Annotated in this window: 9 protein-coding genes and 1 tRNA gene; 7 read left to right on the top strand and 3 right to left on the bottom strand. The window is 31.5% G+C overall.

Going from position 1 to position 13,682, the window contains the following annotated elements; genetic code table 11:
* Positions 1 to 101 precede the first annotated feature (101 nt).
* Genes Q0856_RS06930 through Q0856_RS06910 form a run of 5 tightly spaced genes read left to right on the top strand, consistent with a single transcriptional unit; the run spans position 102 to position 6,534 of the window.
* On the top strand, positions 102 to 566 hold the full coding sequence (locus tag Q0856_RS06930; protein WP_298503694.1) for a MarR family transcriptional regulator: 465 nt from the start codon (positions 102 to 104) through the stop codon (positions 564 to 566).
* Between the two features lie 9 nt (positions 567 to 575).
* Complete coding sequence (locus Q0856_RS06925) at positions 576 to 1,706, top strand: HlyD family efflux transporter periplasmic adaptor subunit (RefSeq protein WP_298503692.1); 1,131 nt, start codon at positions 576 to 578, stop codon at positions 1,704 to 1,706.
* On the top strand, positions 1,706 to 4,954 hold the full coding sequence (locus Q0856_RS06920; RefSeq protein WP_298503690.1) for an efflux RND transporter permease subunit: 3,249 nt from the start codon (positions 1,706 to 1,708) through the stop codon (positions 4,952 to 4,954). Before Q0856_RS06925 ends, Q0856_RS06920 begins: the two co-directional genes overlap by 1 nt.
* Before the next feature lie 22 nt (positions 4,955 to 4,976).
* Positions 4,977 to 6,338 (top strand): TolC family protein, encoded by a 1,362-nt coding sequence (locus Q0856_RS06915; protein ID WP_298503688.1) that lies wholly within the window; start codon positions 4,977 to 4,979, stop codon positions 6,336 to 6,338.
* 13 nt (positions 6,339 to 6,351) lie between these two features.
* Positions 6,352 to 6,534 carry a CPXCG motif-containing cysteine-rich protein gene (locus tag Q0856_RS06910; protein ID WP_298503686.1) on the top strand — a complete coding sequence of 61 codons (183 nt, stop codon included), beginning with the start codon at positions 6,352 to 6,354 and terminating at the stop codon, positions 6,532 to 6,534.
* A 6-nt stretch (positions 6,535 to 6,540) separates the two neighbouring features.
* Here Q0856_RS06910 and Q0856_RS06905 read toward each other — a convergent pair whose 3' ends face one another.
* Both Q0856_RS06905 and Q0856_RS06900 read right to left on the bottom strand, forming a co-directional pair.
* The gene (locus Q0856_RS06905; protein ID WP_298503684.1) at positions 6,541 to 7,221 is read right to left on the bottom strand and encodes a head GIN domain-containing protein; all 681 of its coding nucleotides are present in this window, start codon (positions 7,219 to 7,221) and stop codon (positions 6,541 to 6,543) included.
* A 252-nt stretch (positions 7,222 to 7,473) separates the two neighbouring features.
* A tRNA-Arg gene (locus Q0856_RS06900) sits at positions 7,474 to 7,547 on the bottom strand.
* 396 nt (positions 7,548 to 7,943) lie between these two features.
* Between Q0856_RS06900 and Q0856_RS06895 the strand changes: the two genes are divergently transcribed.
* Complete coding sequence (locus tag Q0856_RS06895; protein ID WP_298503683.1) at positions 7,944 to 10,973, top strand: PAS domain-containing protein; 3,030 nt, start codon at positions 7,944 to 7,946, stop codon at positions 10,971 to 10,973.
* On the top strand, positions 10,970 to 11,365 hold the full coding sequence (locus tag Q0856_RS06890; protein ID WP_298503682.1) for a response regulator: 396 nt from the start codon (positions 10,970 to 10,972) through the stop codon (positions 11,363 to 11,365). Before Q0856_RS06895 ends, Q0856_RS06890 begins: the two co-directional genes overlap by 4 nt.
* A gap of 148 nt (positions 11,366 to 11,513) precedes the next feature.
* Here Q0856_RS06890 and Q0856_RS06885 read toward each other — a convergent pair whose 3' ends face one another.
* Positions 11,514 to 13,616, bottom strand: coding sequence for a thioredoxin domain-containing protein (locus Q0856_RS06885; protein WP_298503681.1), 2,103 nt, complete (start codon positions 13,614 to 13,616; stop codon positions 11,514 to 11,516).
* Positions 13,617 to 13,682 lie beyond the last annotated feature (66 nt).

Below are 13,682 nucleotides of genomic sequence, written 5' to 3'. Positions count from 1 at the left end.
AAAAAAAAGGGGTGCAAAACGCATCCCTTTTTTTTGTTTTCTTAGGAAATATTTAACATTAGTTGCATATACAACTAATAGGTTTTGCTTAGTTTCGCATTATGAAATCTGTTAACAATTTTGTTGATTTTGAAGCCTCTATTATACCATGGTTAGGTAAAACTTCTAAAATGGCAGACTGTTTTTTACAGGAAAAACTGAAAGAAAAAGGTTTGGACTTAAGTAAAGAGCAAGTTGTTGTATTGAAAAAATTACACGAAAAAGATGGTTTAAACCAGAATGAGCTAGCTTTTTTAACACTAAGAGACAAATCTACCTTAACACGGTTATTGTCTAAGATGGAAAATAAGAAGTATATCCAAAGAATTAGAAGTAAAGAAGATAAAAGAATTAGTCAGGTTTTTTTAACAGAAGAAGGTAGAAATATTTACACTAAAACAACACCAGTACTTAGAGATTTGTTAGATTCTTTAGGAAAAGGAATTACAATAGAAGAAAAAGAACTAACCATTCGAATTTTAAAAAAAGTACAAGTTAATATGGGCGTAAATGCCGATTCATTATAATAACCGATCATGAGAAAAACTATATTATCCGTATTAGGCATTTTGTTTATTATAGGTGCAGTTGTTATCGCTACTATAATAGTAGAGAATAAAACTAAGCCAAAACCAAAGGTAGAGAAGGTAATAAAAACTGTTTTTACAGATATTGTAACCAATACTACAATTCCTATAGTTGTGCCTGCAAATGGTAATTTGGTAGCTAAAAGACGTGTAGATATATATGCAGAAGTGCAAGGTATTTTTAGAAAAGGAGGCAAGCTTTTTAAAGCAGGTCAATTATACAATTCAGGAGAAACAATAATAAAAATAGATGATGCAGAGTATAAAGCCTCTGTTAAGTCTGCTAAAAGTAATTTATACAACCAAATTACATCAATAATGCCAGATTTGCGATTAGACTATCCAAATATTTATCCTAAGTGGAAAACGTACTTAAGTGCTTTTGATATGGATAAAAACACACCTGAGTTACCAAAAATGGATTCGGAGAAGGAAAAGTTCTTTATTTCTGGAAGGGGGATATTAACTACCTATTACAATGTTAAAAATCTAGAGCAAAGACTATCTAAGTATAGAATATTTGCACCATTCAAGGGGGTGCTAACAGATGCATTGGTAACAGAAGGGACACTTGTTAGGTCGGGGCAAAAATTAGGAGAATTTATTAATACAGATGTTTACGAATTAGAGGTTTCTATTAGCAAAGAATATAGCGATTTATTAAAAATAGGAGAAGAAGTAGCACTTACTAATTTAGATAAAACAAAAGAATACTCAGGAAAAGTAGTAAGAGTTAATGGTAGAGTAGATGTAGCTTCACAAACCATAAAAGCCTTTATAGAGATAAAAGATAATAGCTTAAAAGAAGGAATGTATTTAGAGGCAAGTCTAAACGCAAGAGCAGAAGAAGAGGCTATAGAGATAAATCGCAATTTGTTGTTAGAGACAAATCAAATTTATGTGGTTAAAGATTCTGTTTTAGGCTTAATTGATGTAAAACCAATATATTTTTCGGATAAAAAAGTAGTGCTAAAAGAGGTGCCCAATGGAACTACAATTTTAGCAAAGCCTTTGTTAGGATCTTACAACGGAATGGCCGTAAAAATTTTTACAGAGAAAAAAGCTAAATCAAAAAAATAATGCGAAAAATAATTGAATACTTTATAAAATATCACATAGCAGTTGATGTGGTAATTATAGCTGTTTTTGTTTTTGGTATAGCCGGGGCATTGTCACTAAAATCTTCTTTTTTTCCACTTTCAGATTCTAAAAATATTTCTATTAATATATCGTATCCGGGGGCATCTCCACAAGAGATAGAAGAGGGTATTGTATTGAAAATTGAGGATAATTTAAAAGGGTTACAAGGTGTGGATCGAGTAACTTCTACCTCGAGAGAAAATAGTGGAAGTATTAATGTAGAAATAGAAAAGGGCAGAGATATAGACTTTATGCTCCTAGAGGTTAAAAATGCAGTAGATCGTGTTCCGACATTTCCGACAGGAATGGAGCCATTAATTGTATCTAAATTAGAAGCGGTAAGACAAACTATTGGTTTTGTTGTTAGTGGAGATGGAATTCCTTTGGCAACATTAAAACAAATAGGAAGGCAAATAGAGAATGATATTAGAGCTATTGATGGTATTTCGCAGATTACAATAACCGGTTACCCAGAAGAAGAAATAGAAATTGCGGTAGATGAAAATAGTCTTTTAGCCTTTAGTATATCTTTTTCAGAAGTAGCCCAAGCAGTTGGCAATGCCAATATTTTGGTTACCGGAGGAAATATAAAAACAGATGCAGAAGAATATTTAATTCGTGCAAATAACAGAGCGTATTACGGTACAGAATTATCTAACTTAATTATTAAATCAGATGTCTTTGGAAGAGCCATACGACTACAAGATGTTGCCACCATTAGAGATCGCTTTGCAGAGTCTCCAAATGCATCTTATTTTAATGGTAACTTGGCTGTTAACACAACCATTACAAGTACCAATACAGAAGATTTAATAGATTCAGCAGAAAAAGTAAAAGAGTATATTGAGATTTTTAATCAGAAATATAATAATGTACAGTTAAGCGTAGTAAGCGATCAATCTAAAACCTTAACTCAAAGAACAGAATTGCTTACTGAAAATGCTATTATGGGAATGATTTTGGTTCTCATTTTTCTTTCTCTTTTTTTAAATACAAGATTGGCTTTTTGGGTAGCATTCGGACTACCAATCTCTTTTTTAGGAATGTTTGTTTTTGCTGGGTTTTTTAATGTTACAATAAACGTACTTTCTCTTTTTGGGATGATTATTGTAATTGGTATTTTGGTAGATGATGGTATTGTAATTGCAGAAAATATATACCAGCATTATGAAAAAGGAAAATCTCCAATACAAGCGGCCATAGATGGAACTATGGAGGTAATACCACCAATTGTTTCGGCAATTATAACCACTATTTTAGCCTTTTCTATATTTTTATTTTTAGATGGTAGAATAGGAGAGTTTTTTGGTGAAGTCTCTGTAATTGTTATTTTAACCTTGGTAGTTTCTTTAGTAGAAGCTTTAATTATTTTGCCAGCACATTTAGCACATTCTAAGGCATTGCAACCAATAGCTAAAAAACCCAAAACAAGTATTGGGCAAGCTTTTGCAAAACTTAGAATAATCAATGAAATGGGAGACCGTTTTATGAAATGGATGCGAGACAATTTATACAGCCCGGCATTAAGATTTGCTATGCGTTACAAATTATTGTCCTTTTCGTTTTTCGTAGTAGCATTAGTTTTAACTATAGGATCTGTCGGAGGAGGAATTATAAGAACTTCTTTTTTTCCTAGAATTGCAAGTGATAGAATTCAGGTAAATTTATTAATGCCCAACGGTACTAATGAAAAGGTTACAGATTCTATTATCTCTTATATAGAAAGTAAAGCTAAAATTGTAAACCAAGAATTATCAGAAGAGTATTTAAAAGGAAGCGATAAGTTACTTTTTGAAAATGTAATTAAAAGATTAGGGCCAGGTTCCTCTTCTGCAACATTGACTATAAACCTTCTTCCCGGAGAAGAACGCCCAGATGCAGTGGTATCAAACTTAGTTACCAATAGATTAAGAAAGTTAGTTGGGCCAGTAATAGGAGTAGAGAGTCTTATATATGGTTCTGGAGGCAATTTTGGAGGCTCTCCGGTTGCAGTTTCTTTATTAGGGAATAATATAAAAGAACTAAAAGAAGCTAAAAAAGAATTGAAAGATGCTTTGTTTAGTAACCCAGCTCTGAAAGATATAGCCGATAATGATCCAGAAGGGATAAAAGAAATACGATTAGAGCTGAAGGAAAATGCATATCTATTGGGGTTAAACTTGCGAGGTATAATGTCGCAAGTAAGAGCAGGTTTCTTTGGAACACAGGCGCAACGTTTTCAAAGAGGACAAGATGAAATACGAGTTTGGGTAAGGTACGATAGAGAGAATAGGTCTTCTATCACGGATTTAGACGAAATGCGCATAGTAACTCCTAGTGGAGCTAGAGTTCCGTTAAAAGAAATAGCAAATTATGTTATTGAGAGAGGAGATGTAGCTATTAATAGGTTAGAGGGGCGAAGAGAAATTCAGATTTCTGCAGATTTAGTAAATGATAAGGAAACTAGTGGTACGGATGTTATGGAGGATATTCGAAAGAACATTATGCCAGAAATAGAATCTAAATATCCAAGTGTATCTGCCTTGTATGAAGGACAAAATAGAGAAGCTGACAAGATGATTAAATCATTAAAAATAGCAGGTTTATCGGTTTTGGCACTTATATATATTACTATAGCTTTTACCTTCAGAAGTTTTGGTCAACCTTTAATGTTACTGTTGCTAGTTCCATTTAGTTTAACAGCAGTTTCATGGGGGCATTGGATACATGATTTTCCAATTAATATACTTTCTATGTTAGGAATTATAGCTTTAATAGGAATTATGGTAAATGATGGTTTGGTGCTCATAGGTAAGTTTAATAACAATCTAAGGAGTGGTATGGCATTCGATGATGCATTATACGATGCAGGTAGATCTAGATTTAGGGCTATCTTTCTCACATCTATAACTACTATTGCGGGTCTAGCTCCATTAATGCTAGAGACAAGCAGACAGGCGCAATTTTTAAAGCCAATGGCTATATCTATTGCCTACGGAATAGCTTTTGCAACGGTACTTACTTTATTAATGCTTCCTATTTTTCTTTCTTTTAGTAATAAAGTAAAGGTTATTAGTAAATGGTTAATTACAGGAAATAATATCTCAAAAGAAGAAGTGGAGAGAGCAATAAAAGAGCAGAAAGAGAAAGCACATTTGTCTAAGGGTTTGCAGCATAATGCAGCCAGCCACATAGAAGAAGAGATATAGAAAGGATTAAAGATTAGGAAGAATGAACATAGAGAATAGAACAAGTATTAGTTGTTTTTTATGGATACTATTTATTTGTACAATAAATGGGCAAGAGAAATTAATAACTAAAGATGATGTTGTAGCATTGGCTTTGGAGAATAATTTTGGAATTAAGGTAGCTAAGAACCAAGTAATAATAGCAGATAATAACGCAAGTATATTAAATAGTGGGTATTTGCCGACCTTAACAGGAAATGCTTCTGCCAATTATCAAAGGGATGATAATAGTATCGAATTCCCTGGGCAGTTTACTAATGATGGTACTCCTAGGGAGGATGCAAATTTGTACAAAGCCGAAGCGCAGAATTACTCTACTTCATTGAATGCCAGCTATATACTTTTTGATGGTTTAAATCGTTTTTATAATTATAAGCAATTAAAAGAGCAGTATCAATTAACCGAATTACAGGCTAGAGAAACCATTGAAAATACTATTGTTCAGCTATTTAGTGTGTATTTTGAATTGGCTAGATTAAGTGAAAATGAAAAAGTATTGCAACAAACTCTAGAGATTTCTACACAACGTTTTAAAAGGGCTGAATATGCTTTTGAGTATGGTCAGAGTACTAAGTTAGATATTTTGAATGCTCAGGTGGATATAACAAATGATAGTATAAATTTATTAAATACACAACAACAGTTAGCAAATACAAAACGAGATTTAGGAGTATTAATAGATCAAGATTTGAATCAAGATTTTAAGGTAGATACTGTAGTAGAATTTATACCCAAACTTAAAATCGAAGAATATGTTTCTGAAGCCAATTTAAATAATGTAGCATTATTACAAGCAGAGCGTAATTTAGCGATTAACGCTTATGATATAAAAGTTAGTAAATCTGGGTATTTGCCTACCATAAACTTAACGGGAGCTTATGGTTGGAATCTGAACCAGTCTGCTGCATCCGTTTTTTTTCCTGGAACTAATTCTAATAATACAAGAGATTTTGGTTTAGGGGCTTCTTTAAGGTGGAGTCTCTTTGATGGAGGCAGTACTAATGTGCGAGTAAAGAATGCCAAAATAGCGTATCAAAATCAAGAGTTATTAAAAAAACAGGTTGCGCTTGAGGTAAATAGAGATATTAAAAACGCACAGGGGGTTTATGAAAACCTTTTAAACATCTATCAGATTCAAGAGCAAAATGTAATTACCAATACTAATAATTTTGAACGTTCTAAAGAACAGTTTCAATTAGGAAGAATTACTTCTATAGAGTTTAGACAAGCACAGATTAACTTACTGAATGCCCAGACTAATAAAAATTTAGCAAAGTATGATGCTAAATTATCGGAGTTACAATTATTGCAATTGATTGGGCAATTATTAAACGTAGCTTTTTAAAATAAAACATTTTATGTTAGAACATTTCTTTCAATGTCCGTACTGTTGGGAAGAAGTGTCTATGCTATTAGATACTTCTATATTAAGTCAATCCTATATTGAGGATTGCGAAGTTTGTTGTAACCCTATAGAAATAAAAACGCAATTTTATAAAAAGGAATTGCAAAATTTTACGGCAATTAGTTTAGAGCAATAATTGGTATTATTCCATTACTTTTATTTTTCCTCCAAATATTTTGTCTTTTTCAATAGTTTTAGGGTTTCCGTAAATATAAATATATCCACCCGCTTTTACCTTAGCTTTCATTAAAGTAGTAGCATATACATCTGCGCGTCCACCTGCCATTACAACTACTTTGGTGTTTTTAGATTGTAATTCTTTATTAAAAACTCTACCTCCGGTATTTACGGTCACTTCCTGTTCGTTAGAGTTTCCAGAGAGTGTTATTTCACTACCAGAAACGGACTTCACAAAAAGTTTTTCTATAGTTACTTTTAAATCAACTTTACCGCCTTCTTGGCCTTTAATTTGTGTATAGTTCCCTTTAAAGGTTTCATTAGATATAACTTGCGCATTTTCGTTCACATCAATTAAACTAAGGTTTTCGGTATAATATAAGGTAGCCTTAGCTTCGTTTCCGTCTAAAAAATTATCAAATTCCATTCGTATTTTTAACAAACCACCTTTGTTAGAAATATTTACTTCGTCTTTGTCATCGCCAGTAATTACAATCTTATTTTCGGTGCTTTTTACAAGAGAAACAATAATACGATCATAGACTTTAAGTTCTGTAAATTTATCTAATTCTTTAGTATTTTGTTTTTGAGCAAAAACAGAAAACGTCATTAGTAAAAGAAAGGAGAATGATATAATATTTTTCATTTTGTTATTTTTTTAGGTTCTAAATATGTGTGAATACAAATTGTATTCCAAAAAGTAGAAAAGTATAATACTTAACGAATTTGTAATCAAATTTACAATTTATTAGGTAAGTAGTAGTGCGGAGTTAAAGATTAACAAATCTTTAGGTGAGGCCTTTTTTAACTACTTTTTTATAGTAAGTAGTTTAGGAAAAGTATAAGGCAAAAAATAAGCCTCAGAAGTAAAATACTAATGAGGCTTTCCAAATATTTGTGATCGCAGGAGGATTCGAACCTCCGACCGTCTGCTTAGAAGGCAGATGCTCTATCCAGCTGAGCTATGCGACCATTCTTTAATTGGTGCGGCGAAGTTAATAAAAATATAGATTCTGAAAAGAGAAAAGTGTCAAATTATTTTCACTTTTTTAAAAGTTTATAGTTACTCTTTGAGTTAAATGTGTTTTATTCTGATAATCAAACAGTTATAATTTTTGTTTTTCACTTCTTTATATTAAAATCTCGGGTAAGTAGTGCTAGATTTACTTTCAGCATACTCTAAATTTGCCGTTTTTTTAGATGGATACCCGCTTGTAGATTGGTTTTTAATAAGAACTATTTATGTTTTTGCTGCTAATCTCTCTTTCTCTGGAGCATTTTTTTTGGTCTTGCATGATAAGATACCAATAAAGGATAGAGTATGATAGTATTAATTTCTTACATTTACTAAGTAATTTACTTTAAAAAATGTCAAATTTAATAACCAACATAAATAGTCGATTTGGTGAAGACTATAATGTATTAGCGGAAAATTTTTTTGATAATTTTTGGGAAATAGACTTAGTTTCTTTAGAAAATTCTTGGATAGATGATAACTTTTGGTCTCTATTGGGCTTTAAATCCGCTATAAGTATTAAAAATATTGGCTCATGGCTTACCATGGTCAATACTGAAGATTTGGAATCTCTTTTAGTGGAGATTAAATCGCTGTCTGCAAAATGTAATTCTACAAAATTCAGTAGGGTTATACGATTTAATCTTTCAGATTTGGATCCGACTTGGATAAAGTTAAGTGGCGTTATAATAACAAAAAAAGGAACTACTAGAGTATTTGGCAGTGCTACAAATATTACGGAGTATAAAAAAAAGAGAGTAGCATTAGAAGAAAGAGTAGAGTATTACAAAAACGTTATAAAAGGGGGGAATTTTGCAACTTGGGAATATAACTACAAAACGAATCTTATTGAAATTAATGAACGTTATGCAGAAATTATAGGATATAAGGTAAAAGAATTGCAACCTCTTACTAACGTTTTATGGAGAAGCTTTGTACATCCTGATGATGAAGAAGTAATAGATAAAACATTAAGTAACTTAATAGAGAAGAAAGAGATTTTTGAAGTTGAATTTAGGTTAAAACATAAAAAAGGATTTTGGGTATGGGTGTTATGTTCTGGTGAGATAACTAAAATAGATAAAGAAGACAAGCTTCATCTTATGTCTGGATTTATGTATGATATTACGAGTCGTAAGAGAAATGAACTTTTACTTTTGGATTATTCTAATATAATGAAAAGGATTAACTCCGTCGCTAAGGTAGGAATGTGGGAGGTAAAAATAAGTAATAATCAGCGAGCTGTAGAAACAGAGGGAGTTTGGGATACTAATATTAGAAAATTTATAGGAGTTTCTGGAGACTATGTACCAACTTTTGATAACGTAATCCAAGTTATAAAAGAGGGAGGTTATAGGGAAAAATACCTTAAAAAAGTAAAAAGAGCAATAGAAAAAGGTATAGAATATGATATTGTACTGCCAATTATAACACAGCCAAATAATGTTGAAAAATGGGCAAGAGTTATTGGTATTCCGGAATATAGGAATAATGAATGTTATAGGTTATACGGATTTTTTCAGGATATTGATAAGGAAACTAGGTTAGCAAAAGAGTTAGCAATAAAAGAAGAGGAATTTAGGCAAACTTTTGATCAAGCGAGTTTGGGCATGGGGGTTATCGATTTAGATAATAACCTTAAAAAAGGAAATAAGAGTTTATTTAAAATTTTTAAATATTCAGAAGAAGAATCTTATAAAAATTCTTTTAAAGATATAGTTCATCCAAAAGATTATAAAAAAACGATACCATTAATCCAGGAAATATTAAATGGCAAGAGAGATTTTTTTAAAAAAGAGCTTAGAGGGATAACAAAATTTGGGGAAGAAATATGGGTAGAAATGAGTTTATCAGCAATAAAAAATGATAAAGGAGAACTTATTCATATGCTAAACCAAATGCAAGATATAACGCAAAAAAAGCGAATAGAACTTAAGCTTGCAGATTTTTCTAATTTAATGTCCAGAATAAATATTGTAGCAAAAATTGGCATTTGGGAGCTAAATTTAGAGAATAACACGGTGTATTGGGATAATATTATAAAAAAAACTTTGGGTGTCCCTTATGATTATGAAATGAGTTTACAGGAAAACATTACTTTCTTTAAATCTGGTTATTCTCGAGAAAAAATAACAGAATTATTATATAGGGCTATTACAAAGGGAGAGAACTTTGATGTACTATTAGAAGTCAGGGCCGAACCAAGAAAAAAATATATATGGACAAGAACAACTGGAATAGTTGAGTTTAAAAAAGGGAAGTGCATTCGTTTGTATGGTTTTTTTCAAGATGTAGATAAAGAAACCTGCATATCCAAAGAGTTAGCTGTAAAAGAAGAACAATTAAGACTGAATTTTAATCAGGCAGCTGTAGGCATGGTTTTCATTAATTTGGAAGGCTCTCCAGAGAAAGTAAATAGTGAAATGTCTAGGATTACTGGTTTTTCGGAAAAGGAACTATTGAGTTTTACCTTTGGCGATTTGTGGCATCCGGAAGATTATGAAAAGGCACAAAGATTGTGGAATAAAGTAATACATGGCAATGTAGATTCTGTTCAAGATGAAATACGTTGTATTCATAAAAAAGGGTATGTAATTTGGTTAAGCATTATAATTACTGCTGTAAAGAATGATGCCGGAGATGTAATTCATCTTTTTTCACAGAATCAGGATATTTCCGAGAACAAAAACTTAACATTAAGCTTAGAAGAGCATAATAACCGTTTGGTGAATTTCGCGCATATAGTTTCCCATAACTTGCGTTCTCATGCCAGCAATATCTCTATGTTGTTAGATTTAGTTTTTAAAGATTATCCATTAATAATGGAAAATGAGTTTCTTAAGAATATAAAAATAGTATCAGATAATATGAATGATACTATTTACGATCTTAATGAAATAGTTGAATTAAGTTCTAATATTAATGCAAAATTAACAGCTCAAAAACTATCTCTTTGTTTAAGCAAATCAATGCAAAACATAAATTCAATAATTAAGGAATCCAATGCAATAATTACGGTTAATGTTGATGATGGTATAGAAGTATTAGCAATACATGCATATTTAGAAAGCATAATACTAAATCTTATTACAAATGCCGTTAAATATAGAATGCCTAATAGAAGATTAAAAATTAACATAACTGCGGAAATTTTTTGGGATGAAGTTGTTTTTTCTGTTGAGGATAACGGTTTAGGAATGGATTTAGAAAGATACGGAGACAAACTTTTTGGGTTATATAAAATATTTCATGAACATAAAGATGCCAAAGGAGTAGGTTTATTTATTGTAAAAAACCAAATAGAAGCCATGGGAGGAAGAATAGAAGTTGCAAGTATAGTAGATAAAGGAACAAAATTTAAAACATATTTTAAGAAAGCATGAAAATTAAAACAACATGTATCATTGATGATGACCCAATATTTATTTTTGGCACCAAAATTTTACTAAAAAACAACAATTTTAGCGAATTTGTCTTGGTAAGTAATAACGGTAAAGAAGCTATATCAGACTTGCAAGAATATGTAAAGAAAACATTAAAACTACCGGAGATTATTTTTTTAGATTTAAATATGCCGGTAATGGACGGATGGGAGTTTTTAGATTCTTTTGACTCCTTTTTTAAAGATTTAAATACTAAAATTTATATTCTAAGTTCTTCTATAGATTCTAGAGATATGGAGCGCTCCAAGAAATATAGTATAGTAAAAGGTTTTATAGCAAAGCCTCTTACAGATAAAAGGATTAACGATTTAAAAAATGATTTTTCCATATAACACTTTTAGGAATTTTACTAATACTTAATAATAAAACGATAATGAAAAGTCATGTTACCAGTATTTGGATAAAAATTGGTCTTTGGTTAGCTTTTATTTTTGCCTGTGTCGTTTCTTATAGTGGTATTCTTGGAATTGTGGAATTGTTTTAAAACCCATTAAGCTGTTTTATGGCTGCTTCCGCTGTTTCTACGGGTAGCTTACAAGAGTTGTCTCTACATACATATATGTATGTACCGTCGGGAACATATCTTCCTTCAAATAAAGGAAGTTTACTATCTTCCGTACTTCCAACCAAAAGTGTATTCGGAATATATTTATTATGTAATTTTTTAACTAGAGGTTTTGCTTTTGCTCCTACAACCGCTATTTCGTAATAGGTGTAAGTGGTATTTAATAATACAGAATTCCATCTTGCGTAACTGGATGCATTTGGGGTTATCATTGGTACCATAGCGGAAACCATAGATTTAGATTTATCTAGGAATTTTTTATCATAATTTAAATGCCCTAATCTAAGCAGATTTTGAGCCATAACGGCATTAGGAGATGGTATTACACCATCATTTGTTTTTATTATCTGGGCAATTAAATCCTTATTTTCATTAAAACGATACATTCCAGAAGAATCGTCGCTAAAGCTTGTCATAGCTTTAGAATTTAAACTATTGGCTAAGTCTAAGTATTTAGTATCTAATGTGGCACTGTATAGATTAATAGATGCATCCACTAAAAAAGTATAATCTTCTAAAAAGCCTTTTACTTGTTTAGAATTAACTTTATAGGAGTGTCTTAATTCATTATTTTTTAAACTGTTATTAAGAAGATTAGTTATGCCTTTTGTGGCCATATCTAAAAAACTAGAGTCGCCAAAGGCATTATAGGCATCAGTAAAGCCAGTAATTAATAGAGCATTCCAGGATGTAATTATTTTATCGTCTAATCTTGGCGGTATTCTTTTTCCTCTTTCTGTTAAAAGTAATTTCTTCCAGAGTTCTTTAGATGCTTGTAGTTTACTATTTGCTATTTTATTTTTTGTGCAAAATTCTGCATCTGTAATACCTCTATGTAAAACATAATTTTTATGTTCCCAGATATTTTCAGAAGTAATGTTAAAGTACGATTTGAATTCGGTAAACTCCTCTCCAAGAGTATTTTCTAATTCTTCTTTTTTCCAAACATAGTATTTTCCTTCTTCCCCCTCACTATCCGCATCCATCGCAGCGTAATAGCCTCCATTGGGGTTTTTCATATCCCTTTCAAGGTATTCAATTGTTTTATAAACAACTTCTTTATAAATAGGTTCTTTAAAAGCTCCGTATGCTTTGGAGAAAACGCTAAGCAATTGGGCATTATCATATAACATTTTTTCAAAATGTGGAACTTTCCAACTAGGATCGGTACTATACCTATAGAATCCACCGCCAACAAAGTCATAGATGCCGCCAAAAGCAATTTTGTTTAGAGTGTTTTTTATATGATTTTCTACTTCCTTATCTCCAGTCAAAATTGCATAATCTAACAGAAAATTAAGGTTGCTAGGTAGCATGAACTTCTCTTGACTTTGGTCCCCACCTTTTTTTGTATCCCATACATTTTTCCAATTTTCTACACTTTCTTTAGCTACCTTTTTAGTTAAAGATTCATAATCGGAAGACGGAGTTATGAGGTTTGCTTCTTGAATACCTTGTGAAACCATATCGGCATACTCGTTGGCCTTTTTAGGGTCGTTTTTGTATAGCGTACTTATTTTTTCTAAAACCTTAATCCATTCTTCTTTGGAATGATAAGTGCCTCCGTAAATAGGTTTTCCGTTAGGCAAAGTAATTACATTTAATGGCCAGCCACCACTACCTTTTATCAATTGTAAGGCGGTCATATAAACTTGATCAACATCTGGTCTTTCTTCTCTATCTACTTTAATATTTACAAAATTGGCATTCATAATTTTGGCAACTTCTTCATCTTCAAAAGATTCTTTTTCCATTACATGGCACCAGTGGCAAGAAGAGTAGCCTATACTAACTAACACTAATTTGTCCTCTTTTTTTGCATTTTCTAGAGCTGTATTACTCCAAGCATGCCAGTTTACAGGGTTATGCGCGTGTTGTAATAAATAAGGACTTGTCTCAGTGATTAAGGAATTGGTAAATTTATGTTCTTCTTTTTGCTTTTTAGTGTCCTTGCAAGACAGTATGGTTATTGCTAAAAAGCTATAGAAAAATATTTTTGAGAATAATGTGTTAAGCATAGGAATTTGTATAAAGAAGATACTAAAATACAATATAATTGCCTAACTATATTGTAGAGTAAGAGC

The sequence above is a fragment of the uncultured Maribacter sp. genome, assembly GCF_947496775.1.
In the GTDB taxonomy this organism is placed as follows: Bacteria; Bacteroidota; Bacteroidia; order Flavobacteriales; family Flavobacteriaceae; genus Maribacter_B.
Note: the sequence above shows the minus strand (reverse complement) of the source record. Positions and strands in the feature narration are given on the sequence as shown.